The organism is Sphingopyxis sp. NJF-3 (assembly GCF_053514865.1).
This window is the reverse complement of the sequence record NZ_CM130726.1, coordinates 3,725,317-3,739,229: the sequence shown is the minus strand read 5'-3', so window position 1 is coordinate 3,739,229 and position 13,913 is coordinate 3,725,317. Positions and strand designations below refer to the sequence as shown.

Here is a 13,913-nt window from a genome sequence, read left to right as displayed (position 1 = left end):
AGAGCGAAACCCGCGGAAGCGGCCGCCCGTTTCCACCGGCGTAGTGGATAGCGGCGGGAAGTGGCTTTTCGGGGATGACCGGAGGAACGAAGGGACGGAGCAGGAAATTTCCTACGCCGCCACCGCCTCCTCGCTGCGGCTCGCCGCGGCTTCGAGCATGCGCTTTTCGAGCCCCTTCACGCGCGCGGCGCTGTCGATCTTGTCGCCGATCAGGTCGGTGACGTAGAAGGTATCGACGGCGCGCTCGCCATAGGTGGCGACATGCGCCGAATGCACCGTCACCTTCGACTGGAACAGCGCATAGGCGAGCTGGTTGAGCAGCGCCGGGCGGTCCTGCGCATTGACCTCGATCACCGTGAAGCGGTTCGACGCCTTGTTGTCGACGAAGACATTGGGCGCGATGCGGAAGGCCTCGGCGCGGGTGCGGGGGAGGGCGCGCGCCTCGAGCTTCGGCAGCAGTTTCTGCCGGTTGGCGAGCGCATCCTCGATCGCGCGGGTCAGGCGGACGATCTGCCCGGCCTCGGCAAAGGGGCGGCCGAGCGGGTCCTGGACGAGGAAATTGTCGAGCGCGAGCCCGTCGCGCGTCGTGTGGATGCGCGCGTCGATGATGTTGCCACCGGCAAGGTGGATACCGCCCGCGATGCGATAGAAGAGCCCCGGATGGTCGGCGGCGAGCACCATCACCAGCGTCGCGCCGCGATCGTCGTCGGGGACGGCGGCGATATGCAGCGGCGCGTCGCCCGCCTTCTGGATGTGGATCAGATTGGCGGCGATCACCTCGACCGGCTCGGCGATCCAGTAGCTTTCGGGCAGCCGCTTCGCGAGCTTCGCGAAGTCCTTGTCGCCGAGCCGGAGCAGCGCCTGCGCTTCCTCCTTCTTGCTCGCGATCCGCACCTCGCGCCCGCGCTGCTTGTGGCCGAGGCGCAGCACCTCCTCGGCGGCGTCGAACAGCTCGGTGAGCAATTGGCGCTTCCAGCTGTTCCACACGCCCGGGCCGACCGCGCGGATGTCGACCACGGTGAGGACGAGCAGCAGGCGCAGGCGCTCGGGGCTCTGCACGACCTGCGCGAAGTCGAGGATCGTCTTGAAATCGGCGAGGTCGCGTTTGAACGCGGTCGCCGACATCAAAAGATGATGGCGCACCAGCCACGAAACCGTCTCGGTCTCCGCCTCGGACAGGCCGAGGCGCGGGCAGACCCGCAGCGCGAGTTCGGCGCCGAGCACGCTATGGTCGCCGCCGCGCCCCTTGGCGATGTCGTGGAGCAGGACCGCGGCGTAGATGACGCGCCGCGACTGCAACTGCCCCATGATCGCGGTCGACAGCGGGTGGTCGTCCTTCAGTCGGTCCTGCTCGATGTCGGCGAGCAGCCCGATCGCGCGGATCGTATGCTCGTCGACCGTATAATGATGGTACATGTCGAACTGCATCTGCGCGACGACGCGGCCGAAATCGGGCACGAAGCGGCCGAACACCCCCGCCTCGTTCATCCAGCGCAGCACCGTTTCGGGGTCGCGCGGGGAGGTCAGCACGTCGAGGAACAGTTCGTTCGCGCGGGCGACGCGGCGCACTCCGCGCGCGTCGATCAGCTTCGCGTCGTGCCGCGCCTGGCGCATCGCCTGCGGATGGATTTCGAGGCCGTAGCGGTCGGCGAGCGCGAAGATTTCGAGCAGGCGCACAGGGTCCTTCTGGAAGAAATCGTCGGAAGGCAGGGCGAGGCGGCCGCGGTCGAGCACGAAGCCGCCGAGCTTGCCCGGGCGCCGGCGGATCGTCGGCAGGAAGCGCCGTCCGCGTGCCGCGAGCTGGTCGTCGAGATGCGCGAGAAAGGTCCCGGTCACGTCGCCGACGCTTTTCGCGTGGAGGAAATAGAGCTGCATGAAGCGCTCGACCGCGCTCTTCCCCGGGCGCTCGGCGAACTGCATGCGGTGCGCGATCTCGCGCTGGAAGTCGAAGGTCAGCCGGTCCTCGGCGCGCCCGGCGAGGATATGGAGATGGCAGCGCACGGCGAGGAGGAAATTCTCCGCGCGAGAGAATTGCCGCAGCTCGCGCGCGGTGAGCAGCCCCGCGTCGACGAGTTCGGGGACGGTGCGGACGCGGTGGATGAACTTGCCGATCCAGAACAGCGTGTGGAGGTCGCGAAGCCCGCCCTTGCCCTCCTTCACATTGGGTTCGACGACATAGCGCGAATCGCCCATCCTTTTGTGCCGCTCGTCGCGCTCGGCAAGCTTTTCAGCCACGAACGCACGCGCATTGCCGGCGACGACCTCGGCATCGAAGCGCGCCGCGGCCTGATTGTAAAGCTCGCGGTCGCCCCAGATGAAACGCGCCTCGACCAGCGCGGTGCGGATTGTCAGGTCGTCCTTCGCGGCGCGGATCATCTCGTCGACCGAGCGCGACGAATGGCCGACCTTCAGCCCCAGGTCCCACAGCGTATAGAGCTGCGCCTCGATCACCTGCTCGGTCCAGCTCGTCTGCTTGAACGGGGTCAGAAAGCCGATATCGACGTCGCTGTGCGGCGCCATCTCGCCGCGGCCGTAGCCCCCGACCGCGATCACCGTGATCCGCTCGCCCGCCGAGCGGTTGCCGGCGGGATAGAGATGGTGGGTGGTGAAATCATGGCTGAGGCGGACGATCTGGTCGATCAGAAAGGCGGTGGCATTGGCCGCGATCCGTCCCGCCGAGGGATGGTCGAGCAGGCGGTGCTCGATCTCGGCGCGCCCCGCCTCGAGCGCCTCCCTGAGCAGCGCGACCATCGCGCGGCGCCGCTGGCCGGTGTCGCTCGTCTCCGCCGCGATCTCGTCGAGCCGCCCCGACAAGGCGCGGCGGTCGATGATCGCGCGGCGATGGTCGAGATGGTCGAAGAGGTCGCTCATGGTTCGCCCGCCACGATCTGCTTGAGCCGGTAGAGCGCGTCGAGCGCCTCGCGCGGGGCGAGCGCGTCGGGCTCGATGGTCGCGAGCGCCTCGCGCAGCGCGTCCTTCGCCGCCTCGGGCGCGGCGGCGAGCGTCGCCGCGAAGAGCGGCAGGTCGTCGAGCCCCGCGGCGAGCCCGCCGGTCGCCTCGCGCCCCGCCTCGAGCTTCGCGAGCACCGCCTCGGCGCGCTTGACGACACCGGCGGGCACGCCGGCAAGCCGCGCGACCGCGAGGCCATAGCTGCGGTCGGCGGGTCCCTCGGCGACCTCGTGGAGCAACACGAGGTCGCCCTGCCATTCGCGCGCGCGGACATGGTGCAGCGAGAGCGCGCTCAGCGTTTCGGCGAGCCGGGTCAACTCGTGATAATGGGTCGCGAACAGGCAGCGGCACTGGTTCACTTCATGGACCGCCTCGACCACCGACCAGGCGAGCGCGAGCCCGTCGTAGGTCGAAGTGCCGCGCCCGACCTCGTCGAGGATCACGAAGCTTTGCGGCGTCGCCTGCGCGAGGATCGCCGCGGTTTCGATCATTTCGACCATGAAGGTCGAGCGGCCGCGCGCGAGATTGTCGCTCGCGCCGACGCGGCTGAACAGGCGGTCGACGAGCCCGAGCTTCGCCGCGGCGGCGGGGACGAACGCGCCCGCCTGCGCGAGCACGACGATCAGCGCGTTTTGGCGCAGGAAGGTCGACTTGCCGCCCATGTTCGGGCCCGTGACGAGCCACAGCCGGTCGTCCTCCGACAGCGCGACGTCGTTGGGCACGAAGCGTTCGCCGCTCTTCGCCAGCGCCGCCTCGACCACCGGATGCCGGCCGCCGGTCACGTCGAGGCACGGCTCGTCGGCAAGGTCGGGGCGGCACCAATCGTGGCTCATCGCATGGTCGGCGAGCGCGGCGGCGACATCGATCCGCGCGAGGACATCGCACGATGCGGCAATCGCCTCGCGCCGCGCGACGGCCTGGTCGGTCAGCGTTTCGAGATGCGCCGCTTCGGCCGCGAGCGCGTGGACCCCCGCCTGCGTCACCCGGCTCGCGGCTTCGTGGAGGTCGGACGAATTGAAGCGCACGACGCCAGCGAGCGTCTGGCGGTGAGTGAAGCCCGATTCGGGCGCCATCAGCGCGTCGGCATGGCGCGCGGGCACTTCGACATGATAGCCGAGTACGCCATTGTGACGGATCTTGAGCGAAGCGATGCCGGTGCGGTCGCGATATTGCGCCTCGAGCGCCGCGATCGCCTTGCGCCCGTCGCGCGCGGTTTCGCGCAGCGCGTCGAGCGCGGCATCGTAGCTTTCGGCGATATAGCCGCCCTGCGCCGCGTCGACCGGCGGGGTTTCGATCAGCGCGCGCGTGAGTTCGTCAACGAGCGCGCCATGACCGTCGAGCCCCGGCAGCAGCCGCGCGAGCAGCGGCGGCAGGTCGGCGCGGCACGCGAGCCGCTCGCGCAGCAGCCGTGCGCCGCCGAGCGCGTCGCGGAGCTGCGCGAGGTCGCGCGGACCCCCGCGTCCGGCGACGAGGCGCCCGAGCGCGCGGCCCGCATCGGGCAGCGCGCGCAATTCGCTCCGGAGCTCGCCGCGCCACAGCGCATCGCGCGCGAGCGCGTCGACGAGATCGAGCCGGTCGAGGATCGCCGCCTTGTCGGTGAGCGGGCTAGCGAGATCGTCGGCGAGGAGCCGCGCGCCCGCCGCGGTGACCGTGCGGTCGATCGTGGCGAGGAGACTGCCATCGCGCGTCCCAGCCATGGTGCGGACGAGTTCGAGGCTTTCGCGCGTCGCGGCGTCGATCGCCATCCGCCCCGACGCCGACACGCGCAGCGGCGGCTGCAGGAAAACCGCGCCGCCGGTGCCGACATGGTCGAGATAGGCGGCGACCGCCCCCATCGCCGCGACCTCGCCGCGCGTGAAGGCGCCAAAGCCGTCGAGCGTCCGCACGCCGAACAGCGTTTCGAGCCTTTTCTGCCCGGCGCCGCTCGAAAAATCGCCCTGCGGGCGCCGCACCACCTGCCGCGCGGTCCAGGCGGGAAGATCGTCCGCCGCCTCGCTGACCAGCAGTTCGGAGGGCGCGAGCCGCGCCAGCTCGGCATCGACCTGCTCGGGGCGCACCGCGACGACCTCGAAGCGGCCGGTCGAAATGTCGGCGGCGGCGATCGCGACCTCATTCTCGCTGCCCACCGTCGCGAGCGCCGCGAGCCGGTTGGCGCTCCGCCCTTCGAGCAGCGCCTCCTCGGTCAGCGTCCCCGCGGTGACGAAGCGCACGATATCGCGCGCGACGAGCGCCTTCGACCCGCCGCGCGCCTTCGCCTCGGCCGGGGTCTCGACCTGCTCGGCGATCGCGACGCGGTGCCCTGCCTTGATCAGCCGCGCGAGATAGGATTCGGCCGCATGGACGGGCACCCCGCACATCGGCACCGGCTCGCCGCCATGCTCGCCGCGCGACGTCAGCGCGATGTCGAGCGTCGCCGCCGCCGCCTTGGCATCGTCGAAGAACAGCTCGAAAAAATCGCCCATGCGATAGAAAAGCAGGCAATCGCCCGCGCGCTCCTTGAGCGACCAATATTGCGCCATCATCGGCGTCGCGGACGCGGGCGCGGCGTTGCTGTTCGCGGGTCTGGGGGCGGTGGCGGGCATCCGCCCCTGCTTAGTGATTGGGGGCGGCATGGCAAGGTGGGGCGAGCGAATGTCGGGTTTGAGGCGGGAAGCGGACGTCCTCTTTTCGTCATCCCGGACTTGATCCGAAATCCATTCCTCCGACGCTGGCGTGAATGGACCCCGGATCAAGTCCGGGGTGACGATGAAGGAGAGGGCATGTTTCGGTCGGATACTTCACGGGCGCCCGTCCCCAATATTGCCGGTTACATTTTCGCAAGGCGGCGCTAGGGGAAATATTCGGGCGCGCATCTTGTTTGGATTTTGAGAGGATAGCGAATGGACAGCGGCAGCAAGGTGCAGTTTTCGGACCGCGAGGCCCTGCTTTATCACAGTTACGGACGCCCCGGAAAAATCGAGATCGTCGCGTCGAAGCCGATGGCGACCCAGCGCGACCTTTCCCTCGCCTATTCGCCCGGCGTCGCGGTGCCGGTGCTCGCGATCGCCGAAGACCCCGCGAAAGCCTATGACTATACCGCCAAGGGCAATCTGGTCGCGGTGATCTCGAACGGCACCGCTATCCTGGGGCTCGGCAACCTCGGCGCGCTCGCCTCGAAGCCGGTGATGGAAGGCAAGGCCGTCCTCTTCAAACGCTTCGCCGACGTCGATTCGATCGACCTCGAGGTGAAGACTGAGGATCCGCAGGCGTTCATCGACGCGGTCGAACTGCTCGAGCCGAGCTTCGGCGGCATCAACCTCGAGGATATAGCCGCCCCCAACTGCTTCATCATCGAGGCGGCGCTGAAGGAAAAGATGAACATCCCGGTGTTCCATGACGACCAGCATGGCACCGCGATCATCACCGCCGCGGGGCTGATCAACGCCTGTCACCTGACCGGGCGCGACCTCAAGGACATCAAGGTCGTCGTCAACGGCGCCGGGGCCGCGGCAATCGCCTGCACCGCGCTCATCAAGGCGATGGGCGTGCGGCACGAGAATGTCATCATGTGCGACCGCAAGGGCACCATCTACCAGGGCCGCACCGAAGGCATGGACCAGTGGAAGTCGGCGCACGCGGTGCCCACCGAGGCGCGCGACCTGACCGAGGCACTCGTCGGCGCCGACGTCTTCCTCGGCCTGTCGGCCGCGGGTGCGCTGAAGCCCGAGATGGTCAAGGACATGGCGGCGGCGCCGATCATCTTCGCGATGGCGAACCCCGACCCCGAAATCTCGCCCCCCGACGCGCGCGCCGCGCGGCCCGACGCGATCATCGCGACCGGGCGTTCGGACTATCCGAACCAGGTCAACAATGTGCTGTGCTTCCCCTTCATCTTCCGGGGCGCGCTCGACGTGCGCGCGACCGCGATCAACGAGGAGATGAAGATCGCGGCCGCCTATGCGATCGCCGACCTCGCGCGCCAGCAGGTGCCCGAAGAGGTCGCCGCCGCTTACGGAGGACGCGCGTCGAGCTTCGGTCCCGAGTATATCATCCCGTCGCCCTTCGACCCGCGGCTGATGGAAATCGTACCCGCCGCGGTCGCCAGGGCGGCGATGGACACCGGCGTCGCGCAGCATCCGATCGCCGACATGGACGAGTATCGCACCCGCCTGCGCGGCCGACTCAACCCGACGACCTCGGTGCTGACGCTCGCCTATGAGGCGGCGCGCAAGAATCCGAAGCGCGTCGTCTTCGCCGAGGGCGAGGAGGAAGTGGTGCTGCGCGCCGCGATCCAGTTCCGCGACGGCGGCTACGGCATTCCCGTGCTCGTGGGGCGCGAGGGGCTGCACGACAAGCTGCGCGCGATGGGGGTCCCCGATGCCGAGAGCTTCGAGGTGCACAACAGCGTCAATTCGCCGCACGTGCCCCAGATGGTCGACATGCTCTACGAACGGCTGCAGCGCCGCGGCTATCTGCGCCGCGACGTCGAGCGCATGGTCAACCGCGACCGCAACATCTTCGGCTCGCTGCTGCTGAAGCTAGGGCTCGGCGACGCGATGATCACGGGGGTCACGCGCACCTATGCGCAGACGATGCGCGAGGTCCGCCGCGTGATCGACCATGCCGAGGGCAAGACGCCGTTCGGCATGCATATCTGGGTCGGGCAGCAGCAAACGATCTTCATCGCCGATTCGACCGTGAACGAGCGCCCGTCGGCCGAGATGCTCGCCGACATCGCCGAACGCACCGCGCAGGTCGCGCGCCGCATGGGGCACGAGCCGCGCGTCGCCTTCCTGTCCTATTCGACCTTCGGCAACCCGCCGGGATCGTGGCTCGGCAATATCCGCGACGCCGTTCACATCCTCGACGAGCGTCAACCCGAGTTCGAATATGAAGGCGAAATGGCGCCCGACGTCGCGCTCAACGAAAAGCTGATGAAAAGCTACCCCTTCTGCCGCCTGTCGGGGCCGGCCAATGTGCTGGTGATGCCGGGGCTGCAATCGGCGAACCTGTCGGCGAAGCTGCTGCGCGAACTGGGCAGCGGCGCAGTGATCGGCCCGGTGCTCGTCGGCATGGAAAAGCCGGTGCAGGTCGCGACGATGGCCTCGCCCGCGTCGGACCTGGTGACCCTCGCCGTGCTCGCGGCGGGCGGAATCGCGGGGTAAGGGAAGGCGTCGCCCCTGCGAAGGCAGGGGCCGCTTTCGGCCTTGCATAGGCCGCCCCTTATCTCGTCATCCCGGCGAAGGCCGGAATCTCACCGTCTCGGCCTAGCGCACCGGCGAGATCCCGGCCTTCGCCGGGATGACGACTCCGTGCGGCTCCGCCCCGGTTTTCACAAGGACGGGCCGTTACGGCCCGGTATTGCTGCCGTTGTCGCCGCCGCCCATGCCGCCGGCGCCGACCGCGCCGATGTTGCCGAAGATATCGTCGAAGAAGCTGCGATGGCGGCCGAGCGTCGGCGTCTTGTCGCCTTCGGGGCTGATCTTGCTCACCAGTTCGAGCCCGGTCTTGTCGACCGCGACGACATTGCCCGCGGGGTCGAAGCGGACGCGCAGCACCTGCTGCGACACCGGGCGCGGGTTGGCGAAGGCGAGCTGGCGCGTCTCGCGCGACACATAATAATATTCATTGTCGCTGAACTGGCCGACGAAGGTCGGGCGCCCGAGCGTCTTTTCGACCGATTCGCGGTTGTCGACGCCCGGCGAGATCGCAGCGGTCAACACCGGGTCGACGACATAGCCCTGCCGGCCGCGAAGCTGGGTGCAGCCGCTGGCGGCCAGCGCCACGATCAGCCCGGCGGTCAGCAGGCGCAGGCGCGGGGCGGCGAAAACAGGCGTGGCGTTGGGCATTCGATCTTCTCCGTCGCGCAGGCCCTGCCTGGCCTCACCCTGGCCGCCCGCCCCGGCGGCCGGCAGCAGTCGCTGCGCATGTCTGGCGCCTCTTAACCGCAAGCGGGCGGGGCGCACAAGCCGCTTGTGGGCGGACAAAGCTTGCTGGAAGCTGACCGGAGCGGTGCGCCGCGCCCCCTTTTCGCCGCGCCCGATTGCGCCTAAGCGACTTTCATGATTTCGCTCCGCAAGCTGTTCCGTCCCGGCCCCGACCCGCGCGAGGCGCGCCGCCCGCTGTGGAACGCGGTGGTCGCCACCGCGCGCGCGCCGCACTGGTATGAGGCGGGCGGGGTTCCCGACACGCTCGACGGGCGGTTCGACATGATCGGCCTCGTGCTCGCGCTCGTCCTCCACCGCATCGACGATGACCCCGATGAGGCGCTCGCCGGGGTCCAGCTTACCGAGCTCTTCGTGTCCGACATGGACGGCCAGATGCGCCAGATCGGTTTCGGCGACATGGTGGTCGGAAAACAGGTCGGACGGATGGTCGGCGCGCTCGGCGGCCGGCTCGGCGCCTATCGCGCCGCCGACGGGTCGGACGAGCTGCGCGCGGCGCTGGTGCGCAACCTGTGGCGCGGCAAGGCACCGGCGGACGCTGCGCTCGACCATGTCGCGGCCGAGGTCGCGGCGCTGCGCGCGACGCTCGCGGCGATGCCGGTCGAGGTGCTGATCGCCGCCGACCAGCTGCCCGGGCGCGGCGTATGAGCTCTTCCGAATTCCCCTATATCGTGACGCTCGCCGACGCGGCGCAGGGGCGGCGGATCGCGATCGACGCCGATGCCGAGGCGCGCGCACGGATCGCGGCGCGGCTGGACCTTGTCGCGCTCGACCGCTTCGCGCTGACCGCCGATATCCGCGCGGTCGCGGGCGGTATCGCGGCGACGGGAACCATCGCCGCCGACGCGGTGCAACGCTGCGCCGCGACCGACCTGCCGGTTCCGGCGACGATCGCCGAAAATTTCGACCTGCGCTTCCTGCGCGACGCCGCGCCCGACGCGAGCGCCGACGAGGAGGTCGAGATCGACAGCGCGGATTGCGACATCTTGCCGCTCGACGGCGACCGCATCGACCTGGGCGAAGCGGCGGTGCAGACGCTGTCGCTCGCGCTCGATCCCTTTCCGCGCCACCCCGACGCCGACCGCATCCTCGCCGAGAAAGGCGTACTCAGCGAGGAGCAGGCGGGCCCCTTCGCGGCGCTCGCGAAGCTGCGCGGGAAAGACGCCTAGCGGGGTTTTTCCACGGGCTCTCCGCCCGCCGCGGCATCGCCCTTGAGCAGATCGGCCATCGCATCGTCGAGCCCGGGCTCGTCCTTCGCGGGCTCCTTGGCTTCGTCGGGCGCATCGGCCGGCGTCTCATCGGCCGCCGGCTCGCTGTCCGCCTTGTCGTCCCGCGCCACCGGCAGGTTGCCGCCGAGCGCCGCGGCGAGGCCGCGGAGCTGTTCGCCGATCACCTTGTCGACGCCGGGCGCGATGTCGGCGACCTTGAAGCGCATATAGCCGCCGACGACATAGTCGAAGCGGATCGCGGCGCCGGCGCCGGTCTTCTTGATCTGGATGGTCAGCGTTCCGGTGACCGCCTCACCCTGCAGCGGGCCGAAAGCGCCCGACAGGCGCATCATCTCGCCCGGCTTGGCGAAGACAATCCGCGCATGCTGGACGCTGCCCATCGCGCCGCCGTCGCCGGGCAGTTTTTCGCAGAAGCAGCCGCCGGCCTGCGAATCGAGCCAGAAATTGGCGGCGTCGCCCGACCAGCTATGCTCCTTCGACCACCATTTTTCGGGCGTGCGGAGCATTTTCCACACATCCTCGGGTGTCGCGGCGACCTGCGCGGTGTGCGCGACGGTGAAGCCGATCTCGTTCTGGTCGATGACCTTTGCCTGCGCCGGCGGTGCCAGCAGCATTGCCGCAAGCGATGCCCCGGCGAAACAGCCCCTGCGTTTCATATTCGTCCCCCAAGCTGCAAGCCCCCGAATCCCGAGCAGCCTTGCACCGGCGCGGAGGCTTTTCAAGCCGCGCGGTATCGTGCGCGAGAATTCACCGCTCGGCGTCGGGGTCCGGCGACTCGCGGCCGGGGTCGTCCGGGCACCAGTGCGTCATGACCCGCATGGTCAGCGCATGACAGTCGGCCCCGGCAAAGGGAAAGCTGCCGCTGAGCGCCGAGCGAAGCTCGGGGGCGAGGAGCTGCTGCAGCCGCCGCCGCGCGCGCAGGCAGCGCGTCTTCACCGTCACCGGAGAAATGCCGAGCAGAGCCGCCGTTTCGTCCACCGACAGCCCTTCGACCTCGCGGAGCACGAACGCCGTGCGGAATTCGAGCGGAAGCTGCTCGATGGCCGCCTCCAGCATCGTGCGAATCTGGCCCCGGGCCAGTTCGGCATCGGGTTTGCCGCCCAGCATCGATCCGCGCATCAGGCGGTCGCGATAGTCATCGAGGTCAACGACCGAAGTGGAATCGAGTCGCTTGCGCCGGCGCTGCCTGGCCCGCACCCGGCCCAGCGCCTCGTTGATCGCGATCCGCGTCAGCCAGGTCGACAGCGACGATCGCCCGGCAAAGCTGCCGATCGATTCGAAGCCCCGCATATAGGTGCTCTGGACGACATCCTCGGCCTCGTCGCGTTGCCTGAGAACGCTCCAGGCAACGCGGAACAGACGCTGGTTGTTGCGCTCGGTCACGACCCGCACCGCGTCGCGATCGCGCGCGGCGATCCGCGCCGCGAGCTCGAGATCGGAAAGCCCGCACGAGTCGGGGCGTACCTGCACCGTCATCCTTCTCCTCCAACGCTTCGCCGCGGCAGCGAGCCGAGCAGTTCGCGGCGCAGCTCCGCATCCTCGCCGAATTCGCCCAGCCAGCATTTGGTGACCAGCGAGACCCCGTGCTGCCGCACGCCGCGCGTCGACATGCAGGCATGCCCGGCCTCTATGATCACAGCGACGCCGCGCGGCTGCAAGGCTTCGTCGAGCGCGTGCGCGATTTGCCGCGTCAGCCGTTCCTGCAGCTGCAACCGGCGCGCATAGGCATCGACGAGCCGCGACAGCTTCGAAATGCCGACCACCCGGTCGCGGGGACGATAGGCGACGTGCGCGACGCCGACGATCGGCGCCAGATGATGCTCGCAGGTGGACACGAGCGGGATCGAGCGCAGCAGGATGGTTTCGTCATAGCCCGCCGCCTCGCCGAAGGTGCGGCTCAGCAGGTGCCGGGGATCGATCCGGTAGCCGGCGAACCATTCGCGATAGGCGCGCGCCACCCGCGCCGGCGTTTCCGCCAGCCCTTCGCGCGCGGGGTCGTCGCCCGCCGCCGCGATCAGGGTCCGCACCGCCGCCTCGATCTCGGCCTGTCCGGGCCGCGACCGCGCGTCTTCGGGCATGGCATCCGTCTCGACCGGGGCCGATTCGGGGGTCAGCTCGTACATCTCCATTCGCGCCTCCAGTCTTGGAACGCCCATTGGATGCCGCGCGGCGCCGCAGGTTCCCGGGAACCTTATTCGGGCGGCGCCATCCAATGGCCGCATTCGGACAAGGAGATACGAAAATGCTGAAGACCTTCCTCTGGATCGGCGCCGCGGCGTCGCTGACCATCAGCGGCGTGGCGCTGTCGCACGACGCGGCGAAGCCGAGCGACGCGCAGATCGCCCACATCGCCTATACGGCGGGACAGATCGACATCGACGCGGGAAAGCAGGCGCTCGCCAAATCGAAGAACCCGGCAGTGCGGGCATTCGCCGAAGAGATGGTCCGCGATCATGGCGCGGTGAACGAAAAGGCGCTGGCGCTGGTCGGGCGACTCGGCGTGACGCCCGAAGCCAATGCGACCAGCACCGCCCTGACCGCGCAGGCTACGCAGAAACATGACGAGCTCGCCAAGCTGGACGGCGCGGCGTTCGACCGCGCCTATGTCGCGAACGAGGTCGCCTATCACGCCACGGTCAACGGCGCGCTGCGCGACGTGCTGATCCCGTCGGCGACGAACGGCGAGTTGAAATCGCTGCTCGAAACCGGGCTGACGCTGTTCGGCGAACACCAGATGCACGCCGAACATCTGGCGGCGAGCCTGCGATGAGGCGCGCGATCGTCTGCGCGATCGCGCTGGGCGCGGCGCCGCTGCTTTCCGGCGCGGCGCCGGCGCCCAAGGTGCACAGCATCATCATCGACAAGATGCGGTTCGGCGCCGTCCCGCCGGGGGTACGCGTCGGCGACACGATCCTGTGGATCAACAAGGATCTGTTCCGCCATAGCGCCACCGCACGCAACGGCAGCTTCAACGTCGACCTGCCCGCGGGAAAAAGCGGCAGGACCGTGCTCAGGCGCGCCGGCAACATCGCCTTCTATTGCATCTATCACCCGGGAATGACCGGGACGCTGACCGTGGGGCGCTAAAAGGACGCCGTCGGCGCCGGTCAGCCGGCGGTCGCGAGCACCGTTTCGATCGCGTCGTTGACCTCGTCGATCGGCGCCATGCCGTCGACGCGGGCGACGATGCCGCGCGCGTCGTAGATCGGCAGGATCGGCGCGGTCTTGGCGCGATATTCGGCCATGCGCGTGCGAACCGTTTCCGCATTGTCGTCGGGGCGGCGCTTGAAGTCGTGGCTGCCGCAGACGTCGCACGTATCGGCGACCTTCGGCAGCTTGTAGCGGTCGTGATAGCCTTCGCCGCACTTGGCGCAGGAAAAGCGGCCGGTGATGCGGTCGACGAGCGCATCCTCGTCGACGACGAGTTCGATCACATGGTCGAGCTTGCGGCCGCGCGCCGACAATATGGCGTCGAGCGCCTCGGCCTGCGCGGCGGTGCGCGGATAGCCGTCGAAGATCACCGACACCTCGCCGCCCAGCTCGTCGAGCCGTTCGCCGATGAGCCCCGAGACGATCTCGTCCGAGACGAGTTCGCCCGCGTCCATCACCGCCTTCGCCTGGAGGCCGATCGGGGTCCCCCCCTTGACCGCGGCGCGCAGCATGTCGCCGGTCGAGAGCTGGACCATGCCATGCTCATCCTCGAGGCGCGACGCCTGCGTTCCCTTGCCCGCCCCCGGCGGGCCCAGCAAAATGATGTTCAGCGTCATGGAAGCCCCTGTATCCCGTCCCGACGTGCAATCCGTCGGGGTGG

The 13,913-nt window shown here is 69.0% G+C and carries 12 protein-coding genes; 5 read left to right on the top strand and 7 right to left on the bottom strand.

Annotated elements, in window-relative coordinates; translation table 11 throughout:
* Positions 1-111 precede the first annotated feature (111 nt).
* Both ACOTSS_RS18070 and mutS read right to left on the bottom strand, forming a co-directional pair.
* Complete coding sequence (locus ACOTSS_RS18070) at positions 112-2,871, bottom strand: [protein-PII] uridylyltransferase (protein WP_448689346.1); 2,760 nt, start codon at positions 2,869-2,871, stop codon at positions 112-114.
* Positions 2,868-5,531 carry a DNA mismatch repair protein MutS gene (gene mutS, locus ACOTSS_RS18065; RefSeq protein WP_448689345.1) on the bottom strand — a complete coding sequence of 888 codons (2,664 nt, stop codon included), beginning with the start codon at positions 5,529-5,531 and terminating at the stop codon, positions 2,868-2,870. The genes ACOTSS_RS18070 and mutS overlap by 4 nt, the downstream gene beginning before the upstream one ends.
* 297 nt (positions 5,532-5,828) lie before the next feature.
* Between mutS and ACOTSS_RS18060 the strand changes: the two genes are divergently transcribed.
* The gene (locus ACOTSS_RS18060; protein WP_448689344.1) at positions 5,829-8,093 is read left to right on the top strand and encodes an NADP-dependent malic enzyme; all 2,265 of its coding nucleotides are present in this window, start codon (positions 5,829-5,831) and stop codon (positions 8,091-8,093) included.
* A gap of 183 nt (positions 8,094-8,276) precedes the next feature.
* Here the strand turns inward: ACOTSS_RS18060 and ACOTSS_RS18055 are convergent, their stop codons facing one another.
* Complete coding sequence (locus tag ACOTSS_RS18055) at positions 8,277-8,777, bottom strand: outer membrane protein assembly factor BamE (protein WP_095387841.1); 501 nt, start codon at positions 8,775-8,777, stop codon at positions 8,277-8,279.
* Between the two features lie 213 nt (positions 8,778-8,990).
* On the opposite strand from ACOTSS_RS18055, the gene ACOTSS_RS18050 reads away from it, so the two are divergent.
* A complete protein-coding gene (locus ACOTSS_RS18050; protein ID WP_448689343.1) occupies positions 8,991-9,521 on the top strand; it encodes a ubiquinol-cytochrome C chaperone family protein in 531 nt (176 codons plus the stop codon).
* On the top strand, positions 9,518-10,042 hold the full coding sequence (locus ACOTSS_RS18045; protein WP_448689342.1) for a YceD family protein: 525 nt from the start codon (positions 9,518-9,520) through the stop codon (positions 10,040-10,042). The genes ACOTSS_RS18050 and ACOTSS_RS18045 overlap by 4 nt, the downstream gene beginning before the upstream one ends.
* Here the strand turns inward: ACOTSS_RS18045 and ACOTSS_RS18040 are convergent.
* The 3 genes from ACOTSS_RS18040 to folE all read right to left on the bottom strand — a co-directional run bounded on the left by ACOTSS_RS18040 (position 10,039) and on the right by folE (position 12,225).
* Entirely contained in the window at positions 10,039-10,716 is a 678-nt protein-coding gene (locus tag ACOTSS_RS18040; protein WP_448689341.1) for an SRPBCC family protein, read from the bottom strand. The two genes, ACOTSS_RS18045 and ACOTSS_RS18040, sit on opposite strands and share 4 nt — an antisense overlap.
* A gap of 133 nt (positions 10,717-10,849) precedes the next feature.
* The gene (locus ACOTSS_RS18035) at positions 10,850-11,572 is read right to left on the bottom strand and encodes an RNA polymerase sigma factor (protein ID WP_448689340.1); all 723 of its coding nucleotides are present in this window, start codon (positions 11,570-11,572) and stop codon (positions 10,850-10,852) included.
* Between the two features lie 2 nt (positions 11,573-11,574).
* Positions 11,575-12,225 carry a GTP cyclohydrolase I FolE gene (folE, locus tag ACOTSS_RS18030; RefSeq protein ID WP_448689339.1) on the bottom strand — a complete coding sequence of 217 codons (651 nt, stop codon included), beginning with the start codon at positions 12,223-12,225 and terminating at the stop codon, positions 11,575-11,577.
* Positions 12,226-12,344: 119 nt separating this feature from the next.
* Here folE and ACOTSS_RS18025 point away from each other — a divergent pair, with 119 nt between their 5' ends.
* Together ACOTSS_RS18025 and ACOTSS_RS18020 are read left to right on the top strand one after the other, a co-directional pair.
* Entirely contained in the window at positions 12,345-12,872 is a 528-nt protein-coding gene (locus ACOTSS_RS18025; RefSeq protein WP_448689338.1) for a DUF4142 domain-containing protein, read from the top strand.
* Positions 12,869-13,189: a hypothetical protein gene (locus tag ACOTSS_RS18020; protein WP_448689337.1), complete on the top strand. Its 321-nt coding sequence runs from the start codon at positions 12,869-12,871 to the stop codon at positions 13,187-13,189. The genes ACOTSS_RS18025 and ACOTSS_RS18020 overlap by 4 nt, the downstream gene beginning before the upstream one ends.
* Positions 13,190-13,209: 20 nt before the next feature.
* Here ACOTSS_RS18020 and ACOTSS_RS18015 read toward each other — a convergent pair whose 3' ends face one another.
* The gene (locus ACOTSS_RS18015; RefSeq protein WP_448689336.1) at positions 13,210-13,869 is read right to left on the bottom strand and encodes an adenylate kinase; all 660 of its coding nucleotides are present in this window, start codon (positions 13,867-13,869) and stop codon (positions 13,210-13,212) included.
* Positions 13,870-13,913 lie beyond the last annotated feature (44 nt).

Coding starts and splice junctions, on each gene's coding strand:
- folE (WP_448689339.1), bottom strand. CDS start 12,225: ATGTACGAGCTGACCCCCGAATCGGCCCCGGTCGAGACGGATGCCATG.
- ACOTSS_RS18015 (WP_448689336.1), bottom strand. CDS start 13,869: ATGACGCTGAACATCATTTTGCTGGGCCCGCCGGGGGCGGGCAAGGGA.
- ACOTSS_RS18060 (WP_448689344.1), top strand. CDS start 5,829: ATGGACAGCGGCAGCAAGGTGCAGTTTTCGGACCGCGAGGCCCTGCTT.
- mutS (WP_448689345.1), bottom strand. CDS start 5,531: ATGCCCGCCACCGCCCCCAGACCCGCGAACAGCAACGCCGCGCCCGCG.
- ACOTSS_RS18055 (WP_095387841.1), bottom strand. CDS start 8,777: ATGCCCAACGCCACGCCTGTTTTCGCCGCCCCGCGCCTGCGCCTGCTG.
- ACOTSS_RS18070 (WP_448689346.1), bottom strand. CDS start 2,871: ATGAGCGACCTCTTCGACCATCTCGACCATCGCCGCGCGATCATCGAC.
- ACOTSS_RS18045 (WP_448689342.1), top strand. CDS start 9,518: ATGAGCTCTTCCGAATTCCCCTATATCGTGACGCTCGCCGACGCGGCG.
- ACOTSS_RS18040 (WP_448689341.1), bottom strand. CDS start 10,716: ATGCTGCTGGCACCGCCGGCGCAGGCAAAGGTCATCGACCAGAACGAG.
- ACOTSS_RS18020 (WP_448689337.1), top strand. CDS start 12,869: ATGAGGCGCGCGATCGTCTGCGCGATCGCGCTGGGCGCGGCGCCGCTG.
- ACOTSS_RS18025 (WP_448689338.1), top strand. CDS start 12,345: ATGCTGAAGACCTTCCTCTGGATCGGCGCCGCGGCGTCGCTGACCATC.
- ACOTSS_RS18050 (WP_448689343.1), top strand. CDS start 8,991: ATGATTTCGCTCCGCAAGCTGTTCCGTCCCGGCCCCGACCCGCGCGAG.